The organism is Pandoraea sp. LA3 (assembly GCF_022696215.1).
Classification (GTDB): Bacteria; Pseudomonadota; Gammaproteobacteria; order Burkholderiales; family Burkholderiaceae; genus Pandoraea; species Pandoraea capi.
This window is the reverse complement of sequence record NZ_PTPY01000031.1, coordinates 135,618-162,169: the sequence shown is the minus strand read 5'-3', so window position 1 is coordinate 162,169 and position 26,552 is coordinate 135,618. Positions and strand designations below refer to the sequence as shown.

Annotated in this window: 30 protein-coding genes and 1 other RNA gene; 3 read left to right on the top strand and 28 right to left on the bottom strand. The window is 62.1% G+C overall.

What is annotated here, in order from left to right; all coding sequences use genetic code 11:
• Positions 1 to 32: 32 nt before the first annotated feature.
• The 22 genes from C5N93_RS12805 to C5N93_RS12700 all read right to left on the bottom strand — a co-directional run bounded on the left by C5N93_RS12805 (position 33) and on the right by C5N93_RS12700 (position 14,445).
• A complete protein-coding gene (locus C5N93_RS12805; protein ID WP_242559544.1) occupies positions 33 to 545 on the bottom strand; it encodes a phage major tail tube protein in 513 nt (170 codons plus the stop codon).
• A 24-nt stretch (positions 546 to 569) separates the two neighbouring features.
• The gene (locus C5N93_RS12800) at positions 570 to 1,748 is read right to left on the bottom strand and encodes a phage tail sheath protein (protein WP_242559543.1); all 1,179 of its coding nucleotides are present in this window, start codon (positions 1,746 to 1,748) and stop codon (positions 570 to 572) included.
• A 110-nt stretch (positions 1,749 to 1,858) separates the two neighbouring features.
• A complete protein-coding gene (locus tag C5N93_RS12795; protein ID WP_242559542.1) occupies positions 1,859 to 2,602 on the bottom strand; it encodes a site-specific DNA-methyltransferase in 744 nt (247 codons plus the stop codon).
• A complete protein-coding gene (locus C5N93_RS12790) occupies positions 2,571 to 2,762 on the bottom strand; it encodes a Com family DNA-binding transcriptional regulator (RefSeq protein ID WP_242559541.1) in 192 nt (63 codons plus the stop codon). Before C5N93_RS12790 ends, C5N93_RS12795 begins: the two co-directional genes overlap by 32 nt.
• Before the next feature lie 335 nt (positions 2,763 to 3,097).
• Positions 3,098 to 3,439 (bottom strand): phage tail protein, encoded by a 342-nt coding sequence (locus C5N93_RS12785; protein ID WP_242559540.1) that lies wholly within the window; start codon positions 3,437 to 3,439, stop codon positions 3,098 to 3,100.
• Positions 3,440 to 3,529: 90 nt separating this feature from the next.
• Positions 3,530 to 4,786: a phage tail protein gene (locus C5N93_RS12780; RefSeq protein WP_242559539.1), complete on the bottom strand. Its 1,257-nt coding sequence runs from the start codon at positions 4,784 to 4,786 to the stop codon at positions 3,530 to 3,532.
• The gene (locus C5N93_RS12775; RefSeq protein WP_242559538.1) at positions 4,783 to 5,397 is read right to left on the bottom strand and encodes a phage tail protein I; all 615 of its coding nucleotides are present in this window, start codon (positions 5,395 to 5,397) and stop codon (positions 4,783 to 4,785) included. Before C5N93_RS12775 ends, C5N93_RS12780 begins: the two co-directional genes overlap by 4 nt.
• Positions 5,394 to 6,350 carry a baseplate J/gp47 family protein gene (locus C5N93_RS12770; RefSeq protein WP_242559537.1) on the bottom strand — a complete coding sequence of 319 codons (957 nt, stop codon included), beginning with the start codon at positions 6,348 to 6,350 and terminating at the stop codon, positions 5,394 to 5,396. The genes C5N93_RS12775 and C5N93_RS12770 overlap by 4 nt, the downstream gene beginning before the upstream one ends.
• On the bottom strand, positions 6,347 to 6,718 hold the full coding sequence (locus C5N93_RS12765) for a GPW/gp25 family protein (RefSeq protein ID WP_242559536.1): 372 nt from the start codon (positions 6,716 to 6,718) through the stop codon (positions 6,347 to 6,349). The genes C5N93_RS12770 and C5N93_RS12765 overlap by 4 nt, the downstream gene beginning before the upstream one ends.
• Positions 6,715 to 7,389, bottom strand: coding sequence for a phage baseplate assembly protein V (locus tag C5N93_RS12760; RefSeq protein WP_242559535.1), 675 nt, complete (start codon positions 7,387 to 7,389; stop codon positions 6,715 to 6,717). The genes C5N93_RS12765 and C5N93_RS12760 overlap by 4 nt, the downstream gene beginning before the upstream one ends.
• Positions 7,390 to 7,449: 60 nt before the next feature.
• Positions 7,450 to 8,046, bottom strand: a complete 597-nt coding sequence (locus C5N93_RS12755) for a hypothetical protein (RefSeq protein ID WP_242559534.1) — start codon at positions 8,044 to 8,046, stop codon at positions 7,450 to 7,452.
• 74 nt (positions 8,047 to 8,120) lie between these two features.
• Positions 8,121 to 8,570 (bottom strand): phage virion morphogenesis protein, encoded by a 450-nt coding sequence (locus C5N93_RS12750; protein ID WP_242559533.1) that lies wholly within the window; start codon positions 8,568 to 8,570, stop codon positions 8,121 to 8,123.
• Positions 8,570 to 9,022 carry a phage tail protein gene (locus C5N93_RS12745; RefSeq protein WP_242559532.1) on the bottom strand — a complete coding sequence of 151 codons (453 nt, stop codon included), beginning with the start codon at positions 9,020 to 9,022 and terminating at the stop codon, positions 8,570 to 8,572. Before C5N93_RS12745 ends, C5N93_RS12750 begins: the two co-directional genes overlap by 1 nt.
• Entirely contained in the window at positions 9,019 to 9,531 is a 513-nt protein-coding gene (locus tag C5N93_RS12740) for a hypothetical protein (protein ID WP_242559531.1), read from the bottom strand. Before C5N93_RS12740 ends, C5N93_RS12745 begins: the two co-directional genes overlap by 4 nt.
• Positions 9,528 to 10,343, bottom strand: coding sequence for an N-acetylmuramidase family protein (locus C5N93_RS12735; RefSeq protein ID WP_242559530.1), 816 nt, complete (start codon positions 10,341 to 10,343; stop codon positions 9,528 to 9,530). The genes C5N93_RS12740 and C5N93_RS12735 overlap by 4 nt, the downstream gene beginning before the upstream one ends.
• Entirely contained in the window at positions 10,327 to 10,650 is a 324-nt protein-coding gene (locus C5N93_RS12730; RefSeq protein WP_242559529.1) for a phage holin family protein, read from the bottom strand. Before C5N93_RS12730 ends, C5N93_RS12735 begins: the two co-directional genes overlap by 17 nt.
• The gene (locus C5N93_RS12725; RefSeq protein ID WP_242559528.1) at positions 10,647 to 11,021 is read right to left on the bottom strand and encodes a putative holin; all 375 of its coding nucleotides are present in this window, start codon (positions 11,019 to 11,021) and stop codon (positions 10,647 to 10,649) included. The genes C5N93_RS12730 and C5N93_RS12725 overlap by 4 nt, the downstream gene beginning before the upstream one ends.
• 2 nt (positions 11,022 to 11,023) lie before the next feature.
• Positions 11,024 to 11,227, bottom strand: a complete 204-nt coding sequence (locus tag C5N93_RS12720) for a tail protein X (protein ID WP_039393533.1) — start codon at positions 11,225 to 11,227, stop codon at positions 11,024 to 11,026.
• On the bottom strand, positions 11,227 to 11,709 hold the full coding sequence (locus C5N93_RS12715) for a head completion/stabilization protein (RefSeq protein ID WP_242559527.1): 483 nt from the start codon (positions 11,707 to 11,709) through the stop codon (positions 11,227 to 11,229). Before C5N93_RS12715 ends, C5N93_RS12720 begins: the two co-directional genes overlap by 1 nt.
• A 100-nt stretch (positions 11,710 to 11,809) precedes the next feature.
• Positions 11,810 to 12,466 carry a phage terminase small subunit gene (gene gpM, locus C5N93_RS12710; RefSeq protein WP_242559526.1) on the bottom strand — a complete coding sequence of 219 codons (657 nt, stop codon included), beginning with the start codon at positions 12,464 to 12,466 and terminating at the stop codon, positions 11,810 to 11,812.
• A 29-nt stretch (positions 12,467 to 12,495) separates the two neighbouring features.
• On the bottom strand, positions 12,496 to 13,506 hold the full coding sequence (locus C5N93_RS12705) for a phage major capsid protein, P2 family (protein ID WP_242559525.1): 1,011 nt from the start codon (positions 13,504 to 13,506) through the stop codon (positions 12,496 to 12,498).
• Positions 13,507 to 13,557: 51 nt separating this feature from the next.
• Complete coding sequence (locus tag C5N93_RS12700) at positions 13,558 to 14,445, bottom strand: GPO family capsid scaffolding protein (RefSeq protein ID WP_242559524.1); 888 nt, start codon at positions 14,443 to 14,445, stop codon at positions 13,558 to 13,560.
• A 143-nt stretch (positions 14,446 to 14,588) separates the two neighbouring features.
• On the opposite strand from C5N93_RS12700, the gene C5N93_RS12695 reads away from it, so the two are divergent.
• Positions 14,589 to 16,361 carry a terminase ATPase subunit family protein gene (locus tag C5N93_RS12695; RefSeq protein ID WP_242559523.1) on the top strand — a complete coding sequence of 591 codons (1,773 nt, stop codon included), beginning with the start codon at positions 14,589 to 14,591 and terminating at the stop codon, positions 16,359 to 16,361.
• Between the two features lie 62 nt (positions 16,362 to 16,423).
• Positions 16,424 to 17,413, top strand: coding sequence for a phage portal protein (locus C5N93_RS12690; RefSeq protein WP_242559688.1), 990 nt, complete (start codon positions 16,424 to 16,426; stop codon positions 17,411 to 17,413).
• A 15-nt stretch (positions 17,414 to 17,428) separates the two neighbouring features.
• Here the strand turns inward: C5N93_RS12690 and C5N93_RS12685 are convergent, their stop codons facing one another.
• The gene (locus C5N93_RS12685) at positions 17,429 to 17,767 is read right to left on the bottom strand and encodes a hypothetical protein (protein ID WP_242559522.1); all 339 of its coding nucleotides are present in this window, start codon (positions 17,765 to 17,767) and stop codon (positions 17,429 to 17,431) included.
• A 380-nt stretch (positions 17,768 to 18,147) separates the two neighbouring features.
• On the opposite strand from C5N93_RS12685, the gene C5N93_RS12680 reads away from it, so the two are divergent.
• Positions 18,148 to 18,870, top strand: coding sequence for a hypothetical protein (locus tag C5N93_RS12680; protein WP_242559521.1), 723 nt, complete (start codon positions 18,148 to 18,150; stop codon positions 18,868 to 18,870).
• 212 nt (positions 18,871 to 19,082) lie between these two features.
• Here the strand turns inward: C5N93_RS12680 and ssrA are convergent.
• The 5 genes from ssrA to ald form a co-directional block, all read right to left on the bottom strand.
• Positions 19,083 to 19,454, bottom strand: a transfer-messenger RNA (tmRNA) gene (ssrA, locus tag C5N93_RS12675).
• A gap of 29 nt (positions 19,455 to 19,483) precedes the next feature.
• Positions 19,484 to 23,476 (bottom strand): DUF748 domain-containing protein, encoded by a 3,993-nt coding sequence (locus C5N93_RS12670; RefSeq protein WP_242559520.1) that lies wholly within the window; start codon positions 23,474 to 23,476, stop codon positions 19,484 to 19,486.
• A 114-nt stretch (positions 23,477 to 23,590) separates the two neighbouring features.
• Positions 23,591 to 24,319, bottom strand: coding sequence for an HAD-IA family hydrolase (locus C5N93_RS12665; RefSeq protein WP_242559519.1), 729 nt, complete (start codon positions 24,317 to 24,319; stop codon positions 23,591 to 23,593).
• 1 nt (position 24,320) lies between these two features.
• A complete protein-coding gene (gene ubiG / locus C5N93_RS12660; RefSeq protein WP_069341769.1) occupies positions 24,321 to 25,019 on the bottom strand; it encodes a bifunctional 2-polyprenyl-6-hydroxyphenol methylase/3-demethylubiquinol 3-O-methyltransferase UbiG in 699 nt (232 codons plus the stop codon).
• A gap of 343 nt (positions 25,020 to 25,362) precedes the next feature.
• Positions 25,363 to 26,496, bottom strand: coding sequence for an alanine dehydrogenase (gene ald / locus C5N93_RS12655; RefSeq protein ID WP_242559518.1), 1,134 nt, complete (start codon positions 26,494 to 26,496; stop codon positions 25,363 to 25,365).
• Between the last annotated feature and the right edge of the window lie 56 nt (positions 26,497 to 26,552).

The window sequence follows — 26,552 nt, the reverse complement described above, 5'->3', positions numbered from 1 at the left end:
AGAAGGAGCCGGTGATCAGCCGGCCAGGTGGATTACAGGCCGATGGCTTTGCGCTGCTCGGCGAGGCGGTCGACGCCGTTCACAATCTCGATGAAGTTGACCAGGTCAATTTCGACAATTGCTGCGCCGTTCACGGAGTACTTGAAGTACGTCACCGACATGGTCGGCTTAAAGTCGGACTTGTCGCCGGCCTTAGCCGAACCGGGGTCGATTTCCTTGTAGCGGCCGCGCAGGATGACTTCGATGGCGTCGCCAGCGCCTTCGCTGTCGTCGTCCTCGATGTACCCGGCAAAGCGCAGCATCACGCCGTCGATCTTGGAAATGCCCCATTGCTCGTAGACCTCACGCATCGGGCCGGGGTAGGTCTGCGACGACTCCATCTTCTCCATGCCGAGATCGACCTCGACCTCTCCGTTCATGCCGCCAGTGCGGATGGCCTCGACCTTGCGGGCCAGTTTCGGAATCGAGAATTCCGCACACTTGCCCATCCAGTTCTGGCCGTTGTGGAAGACGTTGAAGTTCTTGAGAATTTTCGGCAATGCCATGTTCGTTTCCTCGGAGGGCGTCGATTAAGCGGCTTGCGCGACCTTGGCCGCGAAGTCGACCAGGTATCGATCGGTGATGCGCTGACGGAACTGGAGGTTCTCCAGCGGCGGGACTGGCGTGTAGTCGTAGTCGATGAACAGCTGGCCGCTCTTGAGCGTTTCCTTCGTGTTGGCCGTTTCGTCGTACCAGGCGCTGCCGCCGATCAGGTAGCCGGCTGTGACCATCGAGCGCATCTTCGCGTTGACGCCTTCGATGATGTCGCGAGCCAGCGACGGGTTAAGCGGGCCGTCCACCGCCCAGAAATGCGCTTCGGCCATCGTGTCCGCGAGGATTTGCGCGGTGCGCGTGTAGTTCTCGAAGGCGAAGAGCGGGTCTGCCGAACAGGTGCGCGAGCCCCAGAAGCGGAAGCCCTGGTGGTTGATGAGCGTCGTCACGTCGTGGCTGTTCAGGAAGCCGGCGTCAGTCGACGGGTCTTGCAAGTCCCAGAAGACATCTTTCGAGAGGCCGGTGACGCCGTTGACCGGCACGTTGGAGATGGTCTTGTGCCAGCCCGTCTCGTTATCGATCTTGGCGCGCATGCCGAGCGCACGTGCGACCGCATAGGCCGACGCTTCGGCGTTGGCCGTGGTGTCCCAGCTCACGAAGTCGGGCCAGAGCAGCATCGTCTCGCGCCCACCGAAGTTATCGCGATAGGTGACGACTTCCTCCTTCGTCGCGCACTGCCACGCCGACGCGTACTGGAACGCGCGAAGCTTTTGCGCCAGGCCGGTCAGTTCGGTCGATACAGCCAGGCTGTCGAAACCCGGCACGCCGAGAATGCGCGGCTGCACGCCGACCTTGTTCTTGGCCGAGAGCAGCGCTTTCATGCCGGTGTATTTGCCGTCGGCACTCGTGCCACCGATGATGGCCGACGTCGTCTCCGCTTCGGTTGCGCCTTCGGCCACGCGCACGACGATGGTCGCGCAGTTGGTCTGGTCAGCAATAGCGTCGAGCGCCGGCGCGAGAGTGCCCTTCGTGCCGGCCTTGGCGAGCGCGGCCTGCACGTTGGTCTTCAGAACGGGGGTGTTGAGCGGATACTCGGCCGCATCGGCATCCTGTGCGGTACACACCATGCCGATGACAGCGGTTTCGATGGTACGGATCGGACGCGTGCCGTCGTTCAGCTCGAGCACGCGTACGCCGTGGTGATAATCGGTGGGCATTCAGATCCTCCGGAGGTGTTGGAAAGCCTGCCGGTAGGATCGCTCGCGCTCGCGCGAGAAGCACGCGCCGGGTGTTGTACCGGACTGGCGCACAACACTCGGCAGGAAGATTAGGCCACGCCGCCTTCCAGACGTGCGGTTGCCATATCGTGGTAGGCGGGTTCCAGCTCGCAGCCGATGTACGCATGCCCCGCATCCTTCGCTGCTTTCAGGAATGTGGCACTGCCAGTGAACGGATCAAGCACAGTGGAGCCTGGAGGAACGAGCCGGACGACTTGCCGGGCTAGTTCGTCGGGCTTCTGCGTCATGTGCTGCTTGGGGCGTGGCAATCGCTCACTGAAAACACCAGGCAAGAACGTGGTGGACTCCTTGGGCAGGCTCCCGCGCGACGCCCAGACCATGTATTCCGCCTGCGCCGAGAAACCACCGCGGCGAGGGCGCGCGCCACCGGCAGTCTTGTCCCAGACGGCCACGCCGTGCCAAATAAAGCCGGCACCCTGCACCGCGTCAGTAAGGCTCGGCAACTGGCGCCAGTCGACGAAGCACACGAGATAGCCGCCGGGCTTGGTGACGCGGTATGCCTCGGCAAGCCAGGTCATGCACCAGAACGTCCACGAGCGCTGGTCTTTATTGTCGTGCGAGAAGTCGGGGTACAGGCCGTTCGAGTCGTTGATGTACTTCTCGCCAGGCGGGCGGGCGCGCGAGCTGCTGTGCAGGCCGCCCGACGAGTACGGGGGATCGGTGAACACCATGTCGATGCACTGGTCGGGCAGGCGCCGCAGGACGCTGATGGCGTCCTCGCGGAAGATGCGGTTCTGAAAATCAGCCAGCAGTTGGGGGGCGGTGTTGCTCATGCGAGAGTGTCCTCATATCCGACGCTCTGTGGCGTGCTGGTATGGGGCTCTCGGCCCTCAGAAAATTGAGCGTGCCGCAACGGGCACATTTGATGGAGAGGCGCACGTAGTCGCCTTCCCCGAGCTTGCGGTTGCACGAACCGCAGCGAATATCCTGCATGTGAAAGCCTTGCACAATTGTGGTAAGGTTTCGCGGCCTGTCGACAGGTGGCGCGGCCTTGCCAAACTTGCAGGACTGCTCTGCGAGGGCGGGGCGTGCCAGGTGTTAGCGCACCTGACACGTCGCCGCGTCTTTTCCAACCCCCGGAACGTCGTCGCCTGGTCATTACTCCGAGAGCATTCGCAGACGCGTTCGCCATCGGGTGTTGGAGCCTTCCAGCAGCATCTCTCATGCACGCGCGAGGCGCACGCGCCGGGTGTTGTTCCCTTGGGACACACAACGCCTTTACTGACCATCGGCCTGTTAGTTGTTGCCTGACGTTACTCGTCCGCAATCTAGGGCACGTCGACCACGGGGCGCGTATCCGTGAGCCACTCAGGAATCGGGCCGTCGCCGTGGTAGGTGACGCTTTCACCATTGATTTCAATCGTTGCCCCGAGCTGGTACTCCTCCGCGCTGCGCGCGACATAGAGCCGCTTGTGGCGATTGTCTTCCACGACCGTCCACGCGCCTTCGATCCACTTCTGCACCGTGCCGTCCTCCGTGACCGGTGGTTCGGCTTCGACTGCGCCGAACGGGATGTTGTATTCGCCGGGGGATAGGTAAAGTTCGTGGGCCGTCGTCGGATACAAAAAGAGTCCGCGCTCGTCGGTTTGATAAACGGTCTTGAGTTCCATGTCGCTTCTCGCAAAGGTGCTTTCGTCTCGATTGGTGTCGATGAGGCACGTCCGGCCATTGCCGCCCACGTGCTCTACGACCGTGATTAACTAGATGTGTATGCGAGGCGCGTAAGCCGTATTTATGGGGCGCGTTTCCGTCCCCCCGGATTCAGTTGTGTCGCCGCCGGAAAATGGCCCTACGCCAGAACTGCCGGTGGCAGGCAGGTAGGCCCGCGAGCCTGACTGACTGATCGATCCCGGCGGGGTGCCTAGCGTTGCGTGCCTATGCGACCGAAGTTGGTCGACCTGACCGCTGCCGAGCGTCCTTGCATTTGCAGTGTCCGCGTCAGTCCCGGTGTAACGCCGAAACTGGTTGCGCAAATCAGGAGCGCGGAAATTGTCCCCGCCGAGGTCAACGAACCGGTGCGTGCCAGCCGCCCACGATGCGGAAGGAACGACCAGCGCATTCTCCTGCGCGTAAGCCCAGAGCGACGCGTACGCGGATTTGCTTAGCGTGCCTCCAACTGCATCGATCTCGCTCGGCAACGGAATCAGCGTGTGACCGTCAACAGGACGGCCGCAGAGGGGCGAGCGATAGCCGGTGAAGAAGCCAGACTGGGACCAGATCCAGATTTCCCCACACTCGGCGACCGTGATCGGCCCGACGTTCTTTTTCGGGAGATCCGTAATCGAATAGACCAGCGGTGTGAAGGATTTTTTCGCGTACTGCTTGTGCGGGTCTTCATCGTCAATGTGCTCGGAGACCGCGCCCGAGATCGCTTCTAAGACCGCAGTTTTTTTCGCGTACTGGGAATGCGGATCTTCGTCTTTCAGGTGATCAGACATCGCGACCGTGATTGCCTTCGCGGCACCGGCTGCGGCTTTGTCTGCCGCCTTGTCCGCGTACTCGCGCGTCGCCAGGACCACACTGGGGTCGACCTTCAGTTCGACGCTGGCGACGTTCGACACGATGATGACCATGCGCACACCCTGCGTCTTTTCAGAGCCTTCCGGCAGCAGCGGCTTGTACGTCGGCGGCGCGTTGGACACGTAGCAGATGTCGCCGTCCTCATCGATGAGCGCCATCTCACGAATCCACTTGCCGCCTTCGTTCTCCGGAATGATCTGCTCGGCGATGAGCTGGGCCGGGTTCTTCGGGTCGGGCTCGAGTGAGTTGAGCGGCGCACGGCGCCATTCGCCGAGCAGCGCTTTCTGATTCGGCTTCGGCGTGGGGACCGGCGCGTTGTCGCCGCCACCGTCGCCAACGGCGAGCGCCACAAACTTGCGGCGCAAGCCCAGCGCGATGGCGTTCGCCTCTTTGGCGTTCCCGATGTCGGTAGCGATGGTGAAGTAGGTCGCAGTCATGGATAGACGGTCAGAGTTTCAATGAGGTGCGTGGCGGCGCCGATGTAGAAGGGGCCGCTCACGGTGACGGTTTCAGGGGTGTACGGGTAGACGGTCAGCACCTCCCCGTGGTGCACGGCCGCGCCGAAGTAGTGTTTGCCGCGAGTCTCCAGGCTGACTTCGAGGCCGACCAGATGGCGACTCGCTGGCTTCACATCGTCGATGACGCGCACCAGCTCGTTGAACATCTCGTCGGTAATGCCCGTGTCGAGTACGCCAATACGCAGATGGAACGTGCCGCGCCGCCCGACCGGCTTCTCCTGCCACCATTCGATGACTTCGATGAGATAGCCCAGCGGCTCGACGGCTCTGCGCAACGCCGTGATCGTGCCCTTGCGCTTGTGCAGCCAGAAGCTCTTGCGGATGACGTCGCGCTTCGTCGCTTCCGGCCACGCGTCATCCCAACGGTCGACGGACACCGTCCACGCCAAGATCGGCAGCAGGTCGACAGGGCACGTGCGTACGTTCCACAGATCGCGCAGCGGCACCGGCACGCGCTCGATGTCGGAGAGTGCGATCGCCACCGCTCGCTCAAGCGGAGTAGCGTTGGGAGGGAGTAACGATCGCTTCATTGCGCTGCCACGAGTTCCGCAGAGATCGAGCCGAGGAGCGTGCCGTCTTCTTGCTTCAGACGCAGCGTGATGCGCGTGCAGATCGCGGCTTCTTCCTTGTTGCGGGCAATGTTGGCTGCCGGCGAAACGATCTCGACGTTGTCCACGCCTTCGACGCCCAGCGCCGCATCGATCTTCGCGTGGTAGATGCTTTGCCCCAGGCGGCGCCGTGCCTTGGCATACGCCTTGGCGTTGTCCATCGCAGCGGGAAGCAACAGTGACTTCTCCGGGCTGGAGTCCGCGACGATCAAATCCGCGTCGATCTCATACAGAACGACCCTCGCGGCCTGCACGGTAACGCGGTCGGCAACCGGGCGCAGATCCTCGTCGCTGAGTTTTGCTCGGACAGCATTCAGCGCTTCCTCGGGCACCGAGCCGTCAGCGGCCGCGCCAAGCGCTGTAATCAGGATGTCGCAGGGTTCCGGGCTGACGCAGGATGCATCGGCCACGCGGCCGTCGGCCGAGCGCGAGTGAAATTCATACGCCTTCGTCGGTCCAGCGATCGACAATCCCTCATAGGCGTTTTGCGCGCGCTCGAGCAGCGCGTCGTCGTCTTCCATGACGGCATCGACGGGCGGGTTGGCGTCGGGATCGGCAGGAACGATGGTCAGTCGCTCAACTTCGAAGAAGGCGACGAGGTTGTCCAGGTCGTTGCCTTTCGCATAGGGCAGCATGACGGCCACGGCGGCTTCGTTCACGCGCTGGCGCCAGCCCGTTTCCCGATAGCTGTTTTCCTCAAACAGCTTGGTCAGCATTTCGGACTCGAGCTCGAGCGTCGCGGCCACATCCGCCCGCATGTCCTCGGGCAGTAGGAGGAGCAGGCTGGCTTTCCGAGCGGCCAAGATGGTCTCGAAGTCGAGTTGCTCGACAACGTCCGGTGCGGGCAGCTTCGAGAAGTCGATAAGAGCACTCATGCAGCACCTCGGCCCAATGCGACGGTGGCGGAAATAGGCGACGAGGCGCGCGCTCCGTCGATTCTGTCGGCCTCGAAGTCCACGGAGGCCGTGCCAGTGTCATCGCCGGTGCCGACGTTGAACGTCAGGTGGGTGAGTGACAGGCGCGGCTCCCAGCGCGTAATGGCGAGTACGCACGCGGCCTGAATCAGCATGCGGGTGTAGTCGTTGCTCGGCTGGTCGATCAGCTCGGGCACGAGGGAACCGTACTCGCGCCGCATCACGCGAGAGCCAACGGGCGTCGTGAGAATGTCCCGCACGGACTGCTTGATGTGCTCCAGGTCGGTCAGATTCGAGCCGTCAACCTTGTTCGCACCGAGGTAGGTCATTTGTTCGGGCCATCCGTATTGCCGCCACCACGCTGGACGCCGCCGTGGTCGTGCGTATCCAGCACAACGCCGTTCGAAGAGAGCGCGCCTTCCGCATGCGAAACGTCACCACGAATGACGGTCTTGCCGCCGTCGCCGCCCTGACCGGACATCCCGCCGTTGTAGGTCAGGAGCTTCTCGACAGTGAGGGTGCCGCGCACGTGGACGTCACCGGTGAAGTTGGCCTTCGGGAAGTCGACCGTTGCGAGTTCGCTACCCTGCACGTTGGCCGTCTTGAGGCCCGTTGCACTGAGCGCACCGGTGGCATGGTTGTAGACCACGCGTGCGCCGTCAGGGAAGTCGATGAGGAACTCGTTCGGGTTTTCGGACGGGGAAGGAACGGCATCGGACGGCAAGCCGCGAAGCACGATGCCGTTGCCGGTCTCGCCGCTAGGTGCGAACACCGTCACCTGCTCGCCGACGGAAAGCGGCGACCATATCCGCACTTTTCCAGCGGCAGGCTGAATGCACGGCAACCAATCGGTCAGGCGTTGACCGATAAGCACGCGCGCACGCAGCGGCTTATAAGTGATCTCGGCCACGGTGCCCGTGGCGATCAGATTGGCGATGAGTCGGTTGTGTTCGGCATCCATGAGAGCAGGATGCCGCGCGCGCGGAAGAGCTGCACTCACTTAGCGTTGTCGGGACGGGAGCCACAACAGCCGGGAGGCTCAGTGAGTGCATGAGGATAGTCAGGATTCGGTCGCGACCGGCCGTCCGTACTTATAACTTACGGCGTGGTCGATAAGCCAACGGAGGTATACCGAGATGAAGTAGCCCACGCACACAATGACGTCGTCCTTCAATGATCCCTCCTTGTACTTCAACTTGCGAAATTCTTCTGATTCCACGGACACTCTAACTTCCACACCATGACTCTTGAACTCGTCTGAAGTTGGCGACGTTCCTGTTAAATCAGCGACGAGTCTCGCGAATTGCTCTACGTTGCCTTTGTCTAGTTTTTTCTGTTTAAGATGAGCAAGGCCATTGCGCATGTTATTTAATTGCTTTGCAACGGCCGCGAATTTCGTCGGCATACCAAGGGCAACGCAGTATGAAAGTAGCAGGCCGAACTCGCGGGGTTCTCTGATGTATTCGGCGAGTGGCGCCTTAACGACAAATCTGTAGAACGCCCACAGTAGCTGCTCAGTCAGAAGATGAAGACGGAGTACGCCACCGAGCTCGTCTTCGGTAGTAGCTGCGTGCAGCACCAAATCCATGTGACTCGTCATGTCACCGAAATCCAGGCCGATATCCGAAACCGACTGGAAGTTATTAGAGTTATCCATAAGTCTCTCAGTAGTTATGTTGTCGAAATACCTGTGGAATTCTAGGCGAACGACGGTCATAACGCTGAGTAGCGTTAGCGTGCGACGTGTTTGATGATGAGATCCGCAATGGTCGCTTGGTCGCTGTCGGTGATGCCAAGAAGCTCACGCGCTGCGTATTGAACGGACGGCCCATTTCGCTCGACTCGATCACGAAGCCCGAAGTGATGCACGCGTGCGATGCGTTGCACTTCGCCGGTGAACTTCACGACAGCGCTGTCGGATGTGGCTTCAATCTTGAGGTAACGCGCCGTGCGAATCTTGGTGAACATCTTTCGCTTCACGCGCCCGGCTTTGCGCCGCATCTGCGGCTTTCGTGGCTCATACGGCGTGCCGTCCGGATTCGTTTGCGCGGCAATGCGCGCTTGCTGCTGGCGCCGCAGCTCACCAGCAATCTGACGCGCGAGCATGCGGCGCCCGGTCGGCTCCAGCGAGTTCAGCAGCGCGGCCGCCCAAGCGTCCAAATCGCGAATGTCGCTTGCCATCAGTCAACTCCGAGAAAAGAACGAACCTCGTCACTGAGCATCGGCTCCGGACGGTAGGACGCTACCGGCTTGCCCTCGACATACTGAACGTCGACGGCTTCGGTGAGCTGGATCTCGATGGAGACGTCTGCCGTGCCGTTCTTCAGGATGTCCACGTCGAACTTGATGCCGTCGCGTTGCCGCTCGTCATTGGCGAGCAGCTCCGGTTGCCAGTCTCGCGCCCAGGCAACGATCGGGAGCATCAGCGTGGGTGAGTCGTCGGGGTAGTCCGTGACGATGAGATTGAGCGTGTACCGATAACGCAGCGAACCTCCCTTGGAGCCGATCCGGCCTTTCTCGCTGCTGGCCTCGATGCGGCCGTGGTCCACGAAGATGTGCAGCCTGTCGGGGTTCTGCCGCAGATACGCGTTGTTCTCGACCAAGGCTGCGCGCAGTGCGCCGGGCTTCATCATTGGTCGGCACTCCCGTCGGGCTCGATGCTCACGTAGGGGCTGCGACGCAGCTTGTCGCGCAAGGCGTCGAAGCGGGCAGCGAGTTCGTGATAGGCGGTGTAGTTGTCGGCAACTGTGGCGGCGACGGCAGAGAGCGCAACGCCGGAGGGTCTCGCATCAGAATCGCTGGGATTGTCAGGCGCGGTGTTGGCTGCGGCGGCGTCGTGCAGGCGTACAAAGCCGGCAGGAACAGTGCAAGCGGCATCAGCTTCAGCAGTGACATAGACGGGTACCTTCTGAATGATCGTGTCGCCCTTGACGCGGACTTCCCGCACGCGGTCGACGTATTGCGTGATGACGACGGGGTTCTCGCGTGCGTCGTTCAGATCCCCCTTCAGTTGCGTCGCTTCCCTTTCGGCCGCGCTGGCGCGACGCTCGGCTGCGTCAAGACGGAATTGTTGGGCGGCGAAGAGCAGCACAGCGCACACCAGCGCCAGGAGCGCACCGAGGGCTTTGGTGAGCGGCGTCATGCCGCCACCTTCAGCGCGGCATATTTGTCGTAGGCCCGGTCGAGCTTTACGTCGTAGAGGTTCGCGGCGAAGTCCTTGCCGTTGAACAGCTCAGCAACCGTTGCCCACTTCTTGCCCTTCATGGCCTTGAGCAACGTGGGATCTGCCAGAACGTAGCGAACGAATGCGTCGAGCTGCGCCGCCTCGCCGGTGCGCATCAGGTCGACGAAGGCTTCAACGCTCTCATAGCCCAGGCGCTTCCAGTGAAACGCCATGATCTGGAACGCGCCCCAGCTCGCCGACGACAGCGCGCTCGGCCGGTGGATCGTGCTGGCGTCGGCAAGCCGCTTATGCTCGCCGGCGCCGCCCACGTAACCGCCACGTGCTTGATTGACGAGGTTCGGGTAGCGCTGCGCGAGCGCCGGCGCATCGAGGCCGATCGCGACGACTTCCCGGTACATGATGTGACGCTCGTACAGAATGACGGGGCGCCCGTCCGGCAGGAACCCGCAGCCCCGGCTCTCCACCTCGTTGACGGCGCGCACGATGGCCAGCTCGACGCCGAGCTTCTGCGCAGCCTCGGCAAGGTCTGCGGCCGTCAGGTGTCCAGGCGCACGAGCACCGGCGGCGAGGGCTTGCTGCGTCTTCGTCCCGGCAATGCCATCGACCACGAGGCCGAAGTGCTGCTGCACTTCCATGACAGCCCGCGTAGTCGCAGGGCCGAACCAACCGTCGGCATTGATGGGTGCGCCGAATGCCTTCAGCGAGGTCTGCAAGGCGCGCACGGGGGCGCCGTGACTACCTTCGCGAAGTACGTTATCGAGCGGTGTCATTGACCTTCCTCAAGATGCGGGTGATGGAGTTCTCCTGATCGGCGCTGCACCGGAACAGGTCCACGACGTTGCCGCGTACAGCGAATACCGCCAAACAAAGCACTGCGTTGATCGCTACGGTGGTGACGTCTGCCGCAGGGTGAGCGCCGAAGATGACCCGGATCGGCACCGACGCGGTCGCGAGCGTCAGCACATAGGCGAGCCAGGCAGCGGCCGGCCGGTGACTGCCGGCCGCGCGCCGGAACAGCATCAGGCGCACGGCAATCGCGGCGCAGAGCGCGGCGTTGATGATTTCGAGGGCGTTCACGATTTCGGGCCTCCCCTGAACGTGTCGAGCAACTTGTCCGGGTTCTCCGCTCGGCGGATGAGCCAAAGCAGAAGCTTGATGACCACGGCGGCGGCGACAAGCGCACCGACCGCCGGGTTGACGGCAATGCGCTCGGGCAGTCCCCAGCCGAGCAGGTCGGCGCTCAGCCTGGCGGAAAGACAGCCGGCCACGAAGGAGATGAGGAAGAACGCCAGGCGCTTGAACGGCGCCAGGTCATCGGAGGCCAGCACGAAGACACCAGCGCCGGCAAACGCCCCCATGACCACGGCGGCATCGACGCCGGGAAACAGCGAGATCAGGGCGACACCGGCCGTGGCGACCGTGGCGTTGGTGGTAACAGGTTCAGTCATGGTCAGTCCCACAATTGCACGGTCTTTTTCTCGGCCTGTGCGGGTTGGTCGGGTAGATCGATCGGGTGGCCGTGAGGCAGGATGGGGCCGAGGTCGGCCAGGCCGGGGTTTGCTGCGAGCGTTGCTTCGACCACGCCCTGCGTGCGGCCGAATACGCGCCAGCAGATCGCATCGACGGTCTCGTTCTGCATTGCTCGCACGCGCATCAGATCAGCTCCACGGTCGAGCGCGTCGCGCCGGTAATGTCGTTGATGGCCCAATTGGCGTCGCGGCGCAGCTCGTCGGCACCTGGGCGGGTTACGTCGTCCTCCTTACGGGCGGTGGCCGTCGCGTCGAAGTTCCGGTACCGCTCGATCAGACTTGCGTGCGCCCAGCAGAAGACAGCGCGCGTATAACGGATCACGAAGGCCGTTGTGCCCGCGACTTCGGGAACAGCCCGCCCGCCGACGGTCTTCACATCGGCGAGCGTCTCGAAGCCTTCGGCTACGCGCTGCGAGCGCCAGTTCGACAGCGCACCGTTGACGTACAGCATCGCCTCGATGACTTCCGCCTTTAGGCGCGGCTCCGTGACGGTGCCGTCAAGGCGCTGCGTGTCACGCATCGTCGTGATATCGATATCCGGGAAGAATCCGTCGTTCTTGACGGTCTCACCAGCGTCGGTGGTCGGTGCGGCTGCGAGAAAGGACATGCAGAGTTCCTGTCGATAGTGGGCGGTGGAGGGGGGCTTCGGCGATGGCAATCAAGCCTGCGTCCGCCCCCCTGCCGCCCGGCGCGGGGTACGCTCGGTTTCAACCGTCGCCGTTGCCGGCGTCGGTCGATGTCTGGTTCTTGATCTTGGTTTCGAGGCGCTCGATTTCCTTTTTCACGCCGACGTTCTTGTCGAGCTCCATTGCGCGTTTCATGCGAGCAAGCGCGGCTTCCGGGGCGCGCTCGATCTGCGCGAATCCAATCTCCTTGTAGAGCTTCGCGCGCACCTGGTCGGGCATGTCCTGGTCGTCCGTGATGCGTGCGATGGCTTCCAGGCTCATGAGGTCGACCGGGCCGTTGTTGGCGCGCGCTTTCTTCGCCATTTCGGCGTACTCCTCGGCGATAACGCACGCGGTGGTCCGCGTGTACGGCTCGGGCATCTTCAAGCCGTACTGAATGGCATGTGTCGCGATGGGCAGCGCGCCGAGGTAATCGCCCGCGTCAATGCGCCAGACGAGCACGGTCATGACGACGTCGTCTTGCACGCCACGCCCGCTCGACAGCACGCCATCGACCCAGGCGGCGTACTTCGGGAGCATCTCGCGCTTGGCTTCGGCCTTCTTCTCCGTTGACTGGATGCCGCTCAGTTGCCGTTTGTCCTGCGCGAGCTGCATAAGCTGCTGCTCGTAGGCGGTGGCGACGATGGGTTCATCGGTGTTCGCCGCGGCGGCGGTGGCGCGCGCCGCGGTGACCCGCATGAAGTGCTGTTGTGCGGGCGATGGCATGGTTACTCCGGAAGGAACTCGATGTGCTCGACCAGGCAGCCGAGGCCGTAGTCTTCGACCACGAACGCGTCGTTGCTCGATTCGAAGTTCTCGATGCGGTCACGCTTCGGGTTGTCGATGACCGAGCGACGACGGCCGCCGTCCTGGAAGTAGATGGACAGGTTGTCCAGGCGCGTGAGCATGAAGGCGTTCGGCGGGAAGAACGGCACCATCGCTGCCGGCCGACCACCCATCGCCTTCTGGCTCATGATGACTTGGCCCGCGAGCTGCTCGGTGGGTGCTTGGACGCGGTTGATCATCGGGAAGTACTTCTCGTGTGCCAGCGCGCGGCCGCACAGCACGATGATGTCCGTGTCTTCCTGGTGCCACGGATCGAGCAAGGACTCGAGAGCGTCGAAGACGGCTGCGTCGAGGTTGGCATAGTCGCCGCCGGCGCCGATGGTCACCTTGCCTGCAACCTTGCCGTGATCCATGACGCGTGCGGGTGCTTGCTCACGGTATTTCTGAAGCCAGCCCTTGTTGACGTCTTGCAGCAGGGGATTCGCAACGCGATCCGACGTAGCTGCGCGCGACACGCCGTTGAAACCGATCATCATGCGGTCGAGTGCCTGGCGGGTCAGCAATGCGTCGCGCACACGTGCTTGGAAGTCGGGAAACTTCGCCCAGGCATCGAGCTTGGAGTACTTCAGGTGCGAATCGAAGTTCGTTTGAGTGCAGAAATAGCCGTTCGGATCGAGATCCGTCGGATCGATCGTCTCGCGTTCTTTTACGTCGGTGTTGGTCGTGCTCGCGAGCGGAGAGCCGACGCCGAGGCCCAGCTTCTCGCCTTGCTGTTCGGTCACGCCCATGATGTTGATGCGCTTCAGGAATTCGGTCGATTCCTGCAATTTCGTTTCGAGCGTCTGTTGCACGGACGGAGCGACCGAGAATTTCTCGGTGACGCAGCCGACGCCATTCAGCTTTTCGAGCTGGCGCAGATAGCCATTAAAGGCGGCGCGGGTTTCCTTACGCATATGTGCTTCTCCGGTACGGTGGGTTTCGTTTCGTGGTGTTGATGCCTGCGATCAGCAGTCGGTCAGCTCAGCGGACTGGGCGCCGCCCGTTGCCGCCGTGCGCGGCGCGCTGCCGTCGGTGTCGGAGAGCTTTTGGACCAGCTCGTCGTGGTCCGCGCGAAGCTTGTCGACGGCATCGGCCACTGGCTTCATTGCTGCCGTGACGTGTGCGCTGAATTTCTCCAGCTCCTTGGTGATCAATTCCGCGCCAGCCTTCGCCGCCATCTCTGCGGTGTACTCCTGCGTTTTCGCGGTTGCGTCGACCGGCTTCACCGGCGGCGTGGTGGGCGTGGGCTTCTGGCCGAACAGTGCCGAGGTGAAGCGTTCGATGAGCGACGCATTCGAACCCTTGACCGTCATCGTGACTTCACCGGTGTTGTCCGCATCGGTCTCGTCTTCGAATTCGAGCGTGAACGGAACGGCGGCGGTGAACAGGTTCTCCGGAGCGCTCTTGCGAGCTGCCAGCGGGCTGCTCGCGGCACCCGCACTGAACTTCAGCATCTCCGTGCCCAGGCTTGCCGGATTGTCGGTAACGGCGAGTGCGTACAGATATGCCTCTCCCGAGTTCGCGAAGTTCGGAGCGATCTCGATGGAGGAGTAGACCTTCTGGCGGTCCTGATTGGTCATCTTGACCAGGTCGTCGGTCGGGTCGATCTGCGCGAGCAGTTGCAGCTTGCCGCTCGCATTCTTCTGCGTTTTCAGTGCGGTGACGTCGCCGTAGGCGCGGAACGGGCTGTCGGGGTAAAGCCCCTTGATGTGCTCCATGTTCACGCGTGCGCCGTACGTGTTTACGGGGTCATAGTTGCCGGCCATCTGCGTGATCTGTTCGGCGTCGATCTTGCGACCATCGGTCGTGTCGCCTTCAGTGGCGACAACGAAGAACTTAGACTTCTTTGCCATGTTGGGTTTTCCTCGGGGTGAGCGTTCAACATGGCTCATATTCGACGTCGGCCACGCGCGGAGCAACGCGTTGGTGTTGTGCCTCAGAGCCTTACAACACGGTCGCGTCGACCGTTCGCGCGCGCGTGGGCAACCTTGTCGGCATGACACAACAGCCCGCCTTCGATACCGACCCACGACGCCTCGCCCGAGACCTCTACTGGCAGGGCTGGCGCGTCTCGAATATCGCCGAGAAGATCGGGGAGAAGGCGACAACCGTCCACAGTTGGAAACGGCGCGACAAGTGGGACGAGACGGACCCCATCGACCGCGTGGAGCTGACGCTCGAGGCGCAGATGATTCGCCTCGTGTCGAAGACGGAGAAGGACGGCAAGGACGTCCGTGACATCGACCTGCTCGGACGGCAGATCGAGCGCTTGTATCGGGTGAGGAAATACCGTGAGACGGGCAACGAAGCGGACCTGAATCCGAATATCGCGAGCCGCAACAGCGGGCCGCGCAAGAAGCCCGAGAAGAACAGCATCAGCGAAAAGCAGTTGGGACAGCTCCGCGATGCTTTCATGGACTCGATGTTCGGATATCAGCGCACCTGGTACGAAGCCGGTCTGGTGCAGCGCATCCGCGACATTCTGAAGAGTCGTCAGATTGGGGCGACGTGGTATTTCGCCCGCGAAGCCTTCGTCGACGCCCTGGACACAGGCCGCAACCAGATCTTCCTGTCCGCCAGTAAGGCGCAGGCGCACGTCTTCCAGCAGTACATCAAGCAGTTTGCGAAGGATGCCGCAGACGTCGAGCTGACCGGCTCGCCGATGCACTTGCCACACAGCGGCGCGAATCTGTACTTCCTCGGCACCAACGCGCGAACGGCTCAGAGCTATCACGGCAATCTGTATTTCGATGAGTACTTCTGGACAGCGAAATTTCAGGAGCTGCGCAAGGTGGCGTCGGGCATGGCGATCCACAAGCATTGGCGCCAGACCTACTTCTCGACACCGTCCACGCTTGCGCACGAGGCATACCCGTTCTGGAGCGGTGCGCTTTTCAACCGTGGCCGCAAGAAGGAAGAGCGGATCCAGCTCGATCTATCGCACAAGGCGCTCGCGCGCGGCGTGCTTTGTCCGGACGGGCAGTGGCGGCAGATCGTCACCGTTGAGGACGCGCTCGCCGGCGGATGCAATCTCTTCGATATCGCTCAACTGCGCCTCGAATACGGTGCCGATGAGTTCGCAAACCTGCTCATGTGCCAGTTCGTTGACGACGTTCTGGCCGTCTTCAAGTTCTCGCTGCTGCAAGGCTGCATGGTCGACAGCTGGGAGGTGTGGGAGGACTTCATGCCGTTCGCGGCCCGCCCGTTCGGATATCGCCAGGTATGGCTGGGATATGACCCGAACGGCGGCAGCGGCATGGGGGATTCCGCAGCGCTGGTCGTGCTGGCGCCGCCGGCGGTGCCTGGTGGCAAATTCCGCGTGCTCGAGCGCATCCCATTCCGTGGCCTCGACTATGAGGCGCAGGCCGCTGCGATCAAGAAGGCGACCGAGCGTTACACCGTCACTTTCATTGGCATCGACCGCACCGGCATCGGCGATGCGGTGTACCAGTTGGTGAAGAAGTTCTTCCCGGCCGTGGTCGGATTCACCTACTCGCCACACATCAAAACGCAGCTCGTGCTCAAGGCGCACGACGTCATGAGCAAAGGGCGGCTCGAATTCGACGCCGGCCACACGGACATTGCGCAGTCATTCATGGCGATCCGCAAAACACTCACCGCCGGCGGCGGACAGACCACTTACAAGGCAGATCGATCTGCACAGGCGAGCCACGCTGACATCGCATGGGCAACGATGCATGCGATGTCGAACGAGGGCATCGATGGGCAGACCGGCACCAGCCAAGGTTTTATGGAGATGTACTCGTGAGCAACAATCGAAAGGCGCGGTACCGCGCGCGCCAGGCGGAAGCGCCGGCAACGGAATCCACGGTGCCACCGGCACCCGGTGTCGAGGCGTTCGCCTTCGGTGATCCCGTGGCGGTGCTCGACAAGCGGGAGATCCTGTCGTACATCGAGTGCATGAAGATGTCGAAGTGGTACGAACCGCCCCTCTCGTGGGATGGCTTGGCGCGTTCGTTCCGAGCGTCCCCGCACCACAGCTCAGCCATCTACGTGAAGCGCAACATCCTGGCATCGACGTTCATCCCGCATAAGCGTTTGTCCCGCGCTGAATTTCGCGAATTCGCCCTCAACTACATGGTGTTTGGCAACGCGTATCTCGAGCTGAGAAGGAATCGGCTCGGCGATCCGATGGTGTTGAAGACCTTGCCGACCAAGTACACCCGCCGAGGTCTGGATCTCGAATCCTACTGGTGGGTTCCGGACATCGGGCTGGAATCGCAATTTGCTAAGGGCGATGTGTTCCACTTGATGGAGAACGATATCGAGCAGGAGGTGTACGGGTTGCCGGAGTATCTGCCGGCGCTCAATGCCGCCTGGCTCAATGAGTCGGCGACGCTATTCCGTCGGCGCTACTACAAGAACGGGAGCCACGCCGGCTTCATTCTGTACATGACGGACGCGGCCCAAAGCCAACAGGACGTCGATGCACTGCGTGATGCGCTGAAGAATTCGAAAGGGCCGGGCAACTTCCGCAACCTGTTCATGTACGCGCCGAACGGGAAGAAGGACGGCATGCAGATCATCCCGGTGTCCGAGGTGTCGGCAAAGGACGAATTCTTCAACATCAAGAACGTGACGCGCGACGATCTGCTCGCTGCGCACCGCGTGCCCCCGCAGCTCATGAGCGTGATCCCGAACAACACGGGCGGCTTTGGTGACGTCGCGAAAGCGGCGAAGGTCTTTGGGATCAACGAGATCACACCGTTGCAGGAGAGCATGAAAGAGGTGAACGACTGGCTCGGTGAAGATGTGATGCGATTCAATCCGTACGCGCTCGCCGAGGACGTGGCAGCGTAGCGGCACATCACCCGTTTAACTTCCGCCGGGTGCGGTTGGGGTATCCTCGGCCGCATCCGCCGCGTGTTCCTGCGCTGGACGCATCCTGTCCACTCGGGCAGACGCTACGCATGGCTCGTCCCGAAGGCGCGAGCGCAGCGACTCGATGGCCACGAGCCATCCTCCCACTTCCCGCCCCCACTCACCCCGGATGACTTCCGTCTCGGCGCTGCACGCGACTAGCGTCGTATGCAGCCGATGAATCTCCCACAGCAGCTCGCGCACCTCCGGTGATGGTGCACGTGCCCAGATCGCCCGCAGGTCGGTGCTGGTCAACGCCCGACGCTCGGGCGCGACAGGGTTTCGTCTTCGCATGGCTTAAAACACTGTATGAATATCCAGTATTTTAGCCGATTCCCCCGATCTCGCCAGAGCCTCTACAACGGGCTGCCGCTCCGGCCTAGGCTTGCCCCTGCCTGCTAGGTCCGGGGCTGCTGGGCGGGCTGGAAGGCGCGTTGTCGCCTGCCTTTTCCGCTGGCCGACCCCCATCCCCAACCGCCTGCGCGCGCGGTCATGACCCCGCCACGCCTGCCCGCTTGATACAACACTTTTTATGCACTTTGGCGCCGGCCGCCGAGGCCCGTCAGCATTGGCGGGAGTGAGCATGTGGGGGGGCATAAAAAGTGTACGCTTTCATGCGGCAAGCTCATGCATACTCGACACTCCAAGATGCAGAAAAAATACGCGGGGGAACGATGGAAGTGGACACAAGCGATCTCGACTTCGTGCGCAGGCTGCAGGAAGTCAGTGCCAGAGTGGAGGAAGAACGATTTGCCGAAATTCGTGTGGCAAGCGAACTGGCTTGTGCGAGGCTGCGTGAAGCGGAAGATCTTCTTTGGGGAGTGTGGGTTGCTGTCTTGTCGCGAACACATGGCGTCAAGCGCAACTACACCCAGAAGGGGGCCGAACGCGACGCTCTATATGCAATGTTCAAATTGGGGCGATCACTCGTAACGAGGTCGATTTTTGAGGGACGTATTACGCAGGCAATGGCGCTGGTTCGTCAGGAGCTTGAACTACACGCCCAGCTTGTGGCTATTGGTCGCGGACAGCGGCATGCAAAGAAATCGGCACCGATTTCGCCGCTACGGGAAGATTTGCGGATTCTGTACGGCGAACTCTCGCAGCATGCACATTTGGTGTCTCACGACCTTCCACGAAGTCTCTCGGCACGCTGTGTCGACAACGCAGACGTCAACGAACAGGAGCATGGCACGGTCTTTTACCCAATGGCGCGTGATGTTGAGCTGACACGCAGGCTTTACGCGATCCACATCGTTTTGGTGAAGGACGTATTTCTCGAACTTGCGGCTGACACACGCTCGGAGCATCCAGAGTCGATATCAGAGTCTGATTTCAACACTGTCATGGCTGCGATGGACGTGTGTGCGGAAGAGGGGATGGTGACAGAGAAATAGGCTGATTTCGGTAGAGGCCGATCCGCAAGCTGAGCTCACGGAGTCGCTCGGTTTAGCTGCCGATGTTTCGATTCATTGCGTGCCGTTTACGTGCCATTTCGACGACAACCAACGACAACCAGCGACAACGCCGCAGAAATGAAAAACGGGCCCGAAGGCCCGTCTTTACTAGGGTTTTGACCGTCTTTCGTTGTCGTTGACGGTCAGCATATTGGTGGAGCCGGCGGGGATCGAACCCGCGTCCGCAAGCACTCTACGATCAGTTCTACATACTTAGTTCAGTCATTTGATTTAACTGCTTTGTCGCGGACGAACACGCTACGCAGCAGCGATCCACTAAATTTTCGACTCTGGCGTCGCGGCGCCACCAAAGCTTAACTGACGTATATGACCTCTGGCGGTATTGCTACCGGTCTTGCGACGCTAGTCCGTCAGTGAACTAGGCAGAGGACGGCGGCCCTTAGGCTGCCAGTGCGAACGATTTGTCGTTTGCAGTTACTAGATTTCCCATTGATTAACGAGGTGACGGGTCCTCGGTATGCCCTGAATCGCTTCGCTACCCACGTCGAAACCATGTCGGCCCCTGTGGACTGGGGATTATGACACAAATGCATCACTTAAGTGCGAAGTCCACGCGTGTCGTTGCCCCCTTGTCTTTGATGCCGTCGGCGTTGAGCTTCGGCGCCACCACGAACAGCCGGTCGGATGCGATCTTGCCGTCCAGCCATGACCGGACACGCTGAGCGCGCCGCTCCGCCAGCGCACGCAGATCGTCGTCGCCGACCTTGACGTTCGTCTCCATTAATTTTTCCATTTCGTCGTCCGGCAGCGACTTCGCGAATCCGATCATGTTGCGCGGCTTCGCAAAATCCGCTGCCTTGTAGGCCGCCGCGAGGTACTTGCTACGCTCTTCCGGACTCACCTGCATGCTGTCCACGTCGACGCTTTCTCCCTTGCCGACCATCGCCTTGACCTTCTGGGCCTTGATTGCGCGCTCGACGGCCACGCTGCGCAGCCCATCGGTGTCCTTGGCCGGATCCACGCGACCGACGATGTCCAGCTTGAGCGCCTCACGATCGTTCAGCGCCTTGACCAGCGTTTCCAGACGTTTCTCATCCTCTGCGCTCAGACGCGCACTGCCCGGGGCGAATTCAACGTAGCCCAGTTCCTGATCGCCACCGCCGAAGGCGGAGGCCAGTAAGCTGAACGGCGCTGTGGCGGCCTTGACGATCAGGTTGACGAACGCGCGGAAGATCACGCCGCCAAGACTGAACTGTGGATCGTCCAGCGAGCCGGAAATCGGAATGTCCACATCGATTTCGCCGCGCGAATTCTTTAGCAGCGATACCGCCAGCCGCACCGGAAGATTGGTGGCCGTCGGACTCTCCACGCGGTCGCCGAACGTCAATTGATCGATGAAGATGTGATTGTTGGCCGTGAGCTTTGCCTGATCGAGCAGGTAGTGCACGTCGACCGTGAGCTTGCCCTTTTCGATGGGGTAGCCCGCATACTTCGTCGAATACGGCGTGAGATTGGTGAGTTCGATGCCATCGGCTTTCGCGCCGAGATCCACGAACGCCATCGGCGCGAGCGGATTGATCTTGCCGTTGATGTTGATCGGCGCGTTGCGGTTGACCTTGCCTTGCAACGCAACCTCGGCAGGGTCCGTCGTTGCCGTACCGAAGGCGCCGATGCGTCCCCCGATGTCCGTCAGATTGGCCGTGTAATTCGGTTTGACGAAGTTGTCGGTGAAGTTGACGTTGCCGCCTTGCAGCGTGATACGTCCAATGTGGACGTCCGCAGGCAGCGCCTTGCCGGTGCCGTAGCCCGGCCCACGCTCGGCCGTCGTTTTGCCCGGCGTCTGCTCCTTTTTTTCGATCTCGGTCGGTTGTCCGGCTTCTACGGCCGATGCAGCCGCATCGAGCGGTGGCTTGGCTGCGGACGCCGCATCCAGCGGAATGCCTTCGTTTGCCCGGGTGAGCGAGCGGGGCGCTTCCTTGTTGCCGACCACGTCGGCCAGATTCAGACGGCCGTTGGCGTTGATGATCAGGCGCGCGTAAAAGCGCGACAGGGCAACGCTGCCCAACTGAACGTTCGGTTTGCCGCTGCCCACAGCCAGATTGATCTGCTGCACCGACAGGGCATTCCACCGCACGAAGTCGTCCGTCGTCACCTTGTCGAGCAGACGGACGTTACCGAGCGTGGCGTCACCGCGGTACGTGGCCTGCGGCGTGTCGCCCTTCATCGCGAACGTCGCGCGGCCGTTACTGGACAACAAGGCGCTTGCAATGCTCGCGTTCAGTTCGTCGCTCATGTACGAATCGAAGGCGGCCAGATCAAGTTGTTGGGTCTTGACCTGGAGGTCGCCCGACAGCGGCTGCGGCGTGATATTCCCGGTCGCGTTGAGCGACCCCTTCTTGTTGAGTGTGCCGTTGACTTCGAGCTGCAAGGGCTTGGTCATGTCCTGCGACGCGCCTTGCACCTTGATGTTGAGCGGCGCGAACTTCGCGCTGATCGGCCGGCCTTTGACGGCACGGTCCTCGAACCCGATGCTTGCGTTCTCGACGGCAACCTTGCCCACCTTCCATTGCCATCCGCCGGCCGAGGCCTGCGTACCCGATGCCGAAGAGGCCCTGGCCGAGGTGCGGCGTCCGCGCTCCGTGCCGACACGTGCGTTGGCACCACCGCCGTTGCTAACGGACGCCTTCGGCTGGCCATCCCCCGTCAGCGCGAGCAGGTTGATCTTGCCGTCCTTGTCGCGACGCGCCGCAACGTCGAGCCCGCTGACGGTCACTTCGTCGACGACAGCCTGACGGGCGCCGAGATCGAAGTGCGAGAGCTTGGCTTCCGCTTTCGCCAGCTTGAGCGGTGCATCGCCCTTCTGGCCCGTGAGCCATTCGATCTTTTCCAGCGTCGCCGTGGCCGGTGCGATTTGTACGTTCGGCTGCTTGTCCGGCGCGAAGGCCGCACTGAATTTGGCGTGAGCGCCTACCGTGCCGCTTTTCAGATCACCGGCCAGCGCGCCCTGTGCGAACGGCAGCAAGGGCGCGAGCGCAATCGATTGGGCGTCGAGTTCGCCGCTGGCGTTGTATGCCGGCAGGCTGAACTGCCCGTGTGCCTTGAGCGAGCCGCCACTCTGGATGCCGAGCGAGGCGTCGTAGGTCGCCGGATCTTTACCCAGCGTCGAGAACTGCTTCACCCCGATCTGGATGTTTTCGAGCGAAACGCTTGCGGGTTTCGCACCACGCTCGTCGGTGAAACGCAACTTGCTGTTGACCAGAGCGACTTCACCGACCAACAGGTCGAGTGGCAATGGCTGCGCGGCGGCGTCGGCCTTCGCCTGTGCCGCTTCAGCGGCCGATGCCGGCGTGGCCGGGCGGGCGGTTTGCTCCGCGGCAACCTTCGGTGCCGACTTGGCGGCTTCGCTGGCCTGAGGCGATGCGGCCGCCCGATCGACGGCCTTGCCAACGGCCTTGAGCACCGGACGTTGCGGAAGGAGCGCCTTCACGACATTGATCGTGCCGTCTTTCTCCATCGTGACGTGCTGGTCCAGACCGTCGATCCGTACACTGTCTACGTGATAGACGTTGTTCAGCGGTTCGACCTTGCCAAGCGTCACGTCGACTTGTTTGACCGCGACAAGCGGCGATCCGTCAGCTTCGTTGACGACGGCGTCGGCTAATCCGGCCGTGCCGGTGAGCAGTACGTGATTGCCGTCCTTGTCACGCGTGAAGCGCAACTTCAGATCGGTGCTGATGGCGCCGCTCTTGATCTGTGCCGGGACCGTGACGGGCGAGTAGCCGAGATATTTCGGCACATCGAGCCGGTCGAGCTTGATGTCGACGGTCGATTCCAGCGAATCGGCAAACGGTTTGGTCTGACCCGAGATGTGCAGCGGCGAGCCGTCGATGGAGGCCTGTAGCAGGGGTTGCACGAAGATGTCGACGTCCGCTGGCAGATTCGCGATGAAAGGCACGCCGACCTGCAAATTGTCGATCACATGCTTTTCGTTCTGGAAGCTGTCGTCGAAGCGAATCGTGCCGTTCTTGATCTGGACGTTGTTCAGTGCGAAGCGCGCGGGCTTGGACGGTTCGGGTGAGGGCGGCCCCGACGTTGCCCGATCGATGATGTCCGAGAAATTGAAGCGCTGCGGTGCGGTTCGCACGATGTTGACGACGGGGGTGTCAAGATACAACTCACCGATCACCGGCGCGAAGCGAAATAGAGAGCTCCACGACGCATTGACACGCAGTTCGCCGATATCCACGAAGGGCTGGTCGGGTGTCTTGTCGCCGATATGCACCTTGTGCAAATCGAGGCGGAGCGTATAGGGATTGAAGCTGACGTCGCCCACACTGACCGGTCGTTCGAGATAAGCGGAGAGCTTGTCGACGGCGTAATGCTTGAGCACCGCCGGGACGGTGAAGTAACCGACGACGCCGAAGACGGCGATGATGCCGGCGGCCCACAGGCCGGTTTTGCGCGCGCGGCGGCGCACGTCGGGATCGCGCCCGAGCGCCTGTGCGCGGGCGAGTCCCTGTTGCAGACGGTTGCCGTCTGCGGATGATTCCGTTGTTGGTTTGCGATCGTTCGCTTGCTCGGCCATGCGGTCTCCCGAAAGTAGCCCGTGGAGCATACGCCACGCCCCTGGAGCGCGGCGGGACATTCCCAGAGCCGGGGTATGTGATGCCCCGGTTCTGGAGCGCGATGATCCGGCGGCTTATGCCGGCGACATCACCAGCGGGGCGATCGCACCCGCGTGTTCGACGACGGCATCCGCGTGCCACTGGGCAGGCGCGAGCGAGTCGCCGCAATAACCGTAGGCCGCAGCCACCGTGGCCATGCCTGCGGCCTTGCCCGCCTGCACGTCGCGAAGGTCGTCGCCGACATACACGATGTTTGCGGGCGCAATGCCGATGCATTCGGCGGCATAGAGCAGAGGCGCAGGGTGCGGCTTGCTGTGCGGCGTGGTGTCGCCGGAAACCACGCAAGCGGCACCGTTGTCGAGGCCGAGCAGCTTCACGAGCGGATTGGTCAGGCGTGCTGCCTTGTTGGTCACGATGCCCCAGGGCATGCCACGTTCGGTCAACGCAGCGAGTAACGCCGGGATGCCGTCGAACAAATGGCTATGGACGCACAACGCGGCTTCGTAATTGGCGAGGAATGCGTCTCTCAATGCGGGAAAGGCGGCATCGTCCGGCGTGACGCCAAAGGCACTGCCAATCAATCCACGGGCACCGTGCGACGCCTGCAAACGCAGGGTTTCGTACGGCCCCGGTGGCAAGCCGCGATCGGTACGCACCTTGTTGACCGCAGCAACCAGATCGGGCGCGGTGTCGGCGAGCGTGCCGTCGAGGTCGAACAGGACAGCACGAATGTCGCCATGCAGCGGCGTCGACGCGGTGCTCTCGGGAGACGATGGGGAGACTCGAACGGGGGGCTCGAACATATCAGGCATCGCGTGTGCACGCGATCATGTAATTGACGTCGGTGTCGCGATTGATCGAGTAACGCTTGCTGATCGGATTGTAGGTCATCCCGCGCAGGTCACGTACCGCCAGACCACTTGCCCGAGCGAACGACGCCAGTTCCGAGGGGCGAATGAACTTCGCGTAATCGTGCGTACCGCGCGGCAGCATACGCAGCACGTACTCCGCACCGACCACGGCCAGTAACCAGGCTTTCGGATTGCGGTTCAGCGTGGAGAAGAACACATGACCGCCCGGCTTCACGAGTGTGGCGCAGGCGGCCACGATCGATGCCGGGGACGGCACGTGCTCGAGCATCTCCATGCAGGTGACGACGTCGTACGTGCCGGCCTCGCGCGCGGCAAGCGCTTCGGCAGCGATTTCTTCGTATTCGATGTTCAGTCCGGCTTCGAGACTGTGCAGATCGGCCACGCCGAGGGCCTTCTTCGACAGATCGATGCCCTTTACGCGAGCGCCCTGGCGTGCCATCGATTCCGACAGAATGCCGCCGCCACAGCCAATGTCCAGCACGCGCTTGCCTTGCAGCGGCACATGCTGTTCGATCCAGTCGAGGCGCAACGGATTGATCTCGTGCAGCGGCTTGAATTCGCTGTGCGGATCCCACCAGCGGTGGGCCAGTTCACTGAATTTATTGAGTTCTTGCGGATCGGCGTTCATCACTTGCTCATGGACATTGACGGCTTGGCGCAGGGGGCTTGCAACATGGCTGCGCGTGCCCTGTGTACCGGGTGGTCGGCGGGCGCCGTCGAGATGGGGCAAGTATAACGAAGTGAGTGCGCCCATGTCCAAAGCGTGAGGCGTGGCGGGGTGCTTGTGTCGGCGTGCGAGGCGTTCGGGTCGTCAGGTTGGGGGGGGCGGAGGCGCAATGAGCATGACGGGCGGGGCGAGGAGAGTGTGCTGGCGTCGTCACCCGCATGTCGTCCATGCATGACGCCGAGGGGATGCGTACGCGACAGGCGCGCCGCATCCCCGAGCGTGCGGTGCCATAGCCGCCGATAGGCGATCAGGCAGCCGCCGGCAAATTCGCCAGCACGGCGTGTGGGTCGTGATACGCGAGACCCAGCGCCTCGGCCACACCGCGATTCGTCACCATGCCGTGCGCGACGTTCAGGCCGGCAAGCAGGTGCGAGTCTGCGCGCATTGCAGCCACGGCGCCGTGATCGGCGAGTTGGAGAATGAACGGCAGCGTCACGTTGTTCAATGCGAAGGTCGAGGTGCGAGGCACGCCCCCCGGCATGTTGGCCACGCAGTAATGGACGACGCCGTCGACGACGTACACCGGATCGGCATGTGTCGTTGGGTGCGACGTTTCGCAGCATCCGCCCTGATCGATGGCCACGTCGACGATCACCGATCCCTTGCGCATCAGGCCGAGCATCGCCCGCGTGATGAGTTTCGGGGCTGCCGCGCCGGGGATCAATACGCCGCCGATGACCAGGTCGGCTTCCCTTAAATGCGTTTCGATGGCGTGCTGCGTCGAATAAACGGTCTGCACACGTCCGCCGAACTGTGCGCTGATGCGACGCAGGGCATCGACCGATTTGTCGATGACCGTCACCTGTGCACCGATGCCGACAGCCACGGTGGCAGCGTTAGTGCCAACGACACCACCGCCCAGAATCACGACCTTTCCTGCTTCCACGCCGGGCACGCCGGAGAGCAGCAAGCCCAGCCCGCCATGCGTTTTCTCCAGCGCCGTGGCGCCGGCCTGAATCGACATACGGCCAGCCACTTCGGACATGGGCGCGAGGAGCGGCAGGCCGCCATTCGCGGACGTCACGGTTTCGTACGCGATGCACGTGGCGCCGCTCTTGATCAGATCTCGTGTCTGATCGGCGTCTGGTGCCAGATGAAGGTAAGTGAACAGGGTGTGATGAGGTCGCAGTCTGGCGCGCTCGACCGCTTGAGGTTCCTTGACCTTGACGATCAGCTCGGCTCGATCGAAGACGTCGACGGCATTCGCCGCAATGCGTGCACCGGTTGCCGCGTAGATCGTATCGTCCATGCCGATACCTTCCCCGGCTTGCGTCTCGATCCACACCTCGTGCCCGCGTGCGACCACTTCGCGTACGGCTGCGGGCGTCATGCCTACGCGATACTCGTGGTTCTTGATCTCCTTGGGTACACCGATCTTCATGATGCGTCTCCTTTGTTGTGATGGCACGGCAAACAGCGATGACGACACTGGGTAAA

Bases quoted from the DNA above. Each gene is read 5' to 3' on its own strand.
- C5N93_RS12745 (WP_242559532.1), bottom strand. From the start codon at position 9,022: ATGATGAAGCCCGGCGCACTGCGCGCAGCCTTGGTCGAGAACAACGCG.
- C5N93_RS12725 (WP_242559528.1), bottom strand. From the start codon at position 11,021: ATGACTGAACCTGTTACCACCAACGCCACGGTCGCCACGGCCGGTGTC.
- gpM (WP_242559526.1), bottom strand. From the start codon at position 12,466: ATGCGGGTCACCGCGGCGCGCGCCACCGCCGCCGCGGCGAACACCGAT.
- C5N93_RS12720 (WP_039393533.1), bottom strand. From the start codon at position 11,227: ATGCGCGTGCGAGCAATGCAGAACGAGACCGTCGATGCGATCTGCTGG.
- C5N93_RS12680 (WP_242559521.1), top strand. From the start codon at position 18,148: ATGGAAGTGGACACAAGCGATCTCGACTTCGTGCGCAGGCTGCAGGAA.
- C5N93_RS12775 (WP_242559538.1), bottom strand. From the start codon at position 5,397: ATGAAGCGATCGTTACTCCCTCCCAACGCTACTCCGCTTGAGCGAGCG.
- C5N93_RS12735 (WP_242559530.1), bottom strand. From the start codon at position 10,343: ATGACACCGCTCGATAACGTACTTCGCGAAGGTAGTCACGGCGCCCCC.
- C5N93_RS12785 (WP_242559540.1), bottom strand. From the start codon at position 3,439: ATGGAACTCAAGACCGTTTATCAAACCGACGAGCGCGGACTCTTTTTG.
- C5N93_RS12755 (WP_242559534.1), bottom strand. From the start codon at position 8,046: ATGGATAACTCTAATAACTTCCAGTCGGTTTCGGATATCGGCCTGGAT.
- C5N93_RS12705 (WP_242559525.1), bottom strand. From the start codon at position 13,506: ATGCGTAAGGAAACCCGCGCCGCCTTTAATGGCTATCTGCGCCAGCTC.
- C5N93_RS12700 (WP_242559524.1), bottom strand. From the start codon at position 14,445: ATGGCAAAGAAGTCTAAGTTCTTCGTTGTCGCCACTGAAGGCGACACG.
- C5N93_RS12790 (WP_242559541.1), bottom strand. From the start codon at position 2,762: ATGCAGGATATTCGCTGCGGTTCGTGCAACCGCAAGCTCGGGGAAGGC.
- C5N93_RS12780 (WP_242559539.1), bottom strand. From the start codon at position 4,786: ATGACTGCGACCTACTTCACCATCGCTACCGACATCGGGAACGCCAAA.
- C5N93_RS12765 (WP_242559536.1), bottom strand. From the start codon at position 6,718: ATGACCTACCTCGGTGCGAACAAGGTTGACGGCTCGAATCTGACCGAC.
- C5N93_RS12715 (WP_242559527.1), bottom strand. From the start codon at position 11,709: ATGTCCTTTCTCGCAGCCGCACCGACCACCGACGCTGGTGAGACCGTC.
- C5N93_RS12685 (WP_242559522.1), bottom strand. From the start codon at position 17,767: ATGCGAAGACGAAACCCTGTCGCGCCCGAGCGTCGGGCGTTGACCAGC.
- C5N93_RS12740 (WP_242559531.1), bottom strand. From the start codon at position 9,531: ATGACGCCGCTCACCAAAGCCCTCGGTGCGCTCCTGGCGCTGGTGTGC.
- C5N93_RS12670 (WP_242559520.1), bottom strand. From the start codon at position 23,476: ATGGCCGAGCAAGCGAACGATCGCAAACCAACAACGGAATCATCCGCA.
- ald (WP_242559518.1), bottom strand. From the start codon at position 26,496: ATGAAGATCGGTGTACCCAAGGAGATCAAGAACCACGAGTATCGCGTA.
- C5N93_RS12695 (WP_242559523.1), top strand. From the start codon at position 14,589: ATGACACAACAGCCCGCCTTCGATACCGACCCACGACGCCTCGCCCGA.
- C5N93_RS12805 (WP_242559544.1), bottom strand. From the start codon at position 545: ATGGCATTGCCGAAAATTCTCAAGAACTTCAACGTCTTCCACAACGGC.
- C5N93_RS12800 (WP_242559543.1), bottom strand. From the start codon at position 1,748: ATGCCCACCGATTATCACCACGGCGTACGCGTGCTCGAGCTGAACGAC.
- C5N93_RS12750 (WP_242559533.1), bottom strand. From the start codon at position 8,570: ATGGCAAGCGACATTCGCGATTTGGACGCTTGGGCGGCCGCGCTGCTG.
- C5N93_RS12770 (WP_242559537.1), bottom strand. From the start codon at position 6,350: ATGAGTGCTCTTATCGACTTCTCGAAGCTGCCCGCACCGGACGTTGTC.
- C5N93_RS12795 (WP_242559542.1), bottom strand. From the start codon at position 2,602: ATGAGCAACACCGCCCCCCAACTGCTGGCTGATTTTCAGAACCGCATC.
- C5N93_RS12665 (WP_242559519.1), bottom strand. From the start codon at position 24,319: ATGTTCGAGCCCCCCGTTCGAGTCTCCCCATCGTCTCCCGAGAGCACC.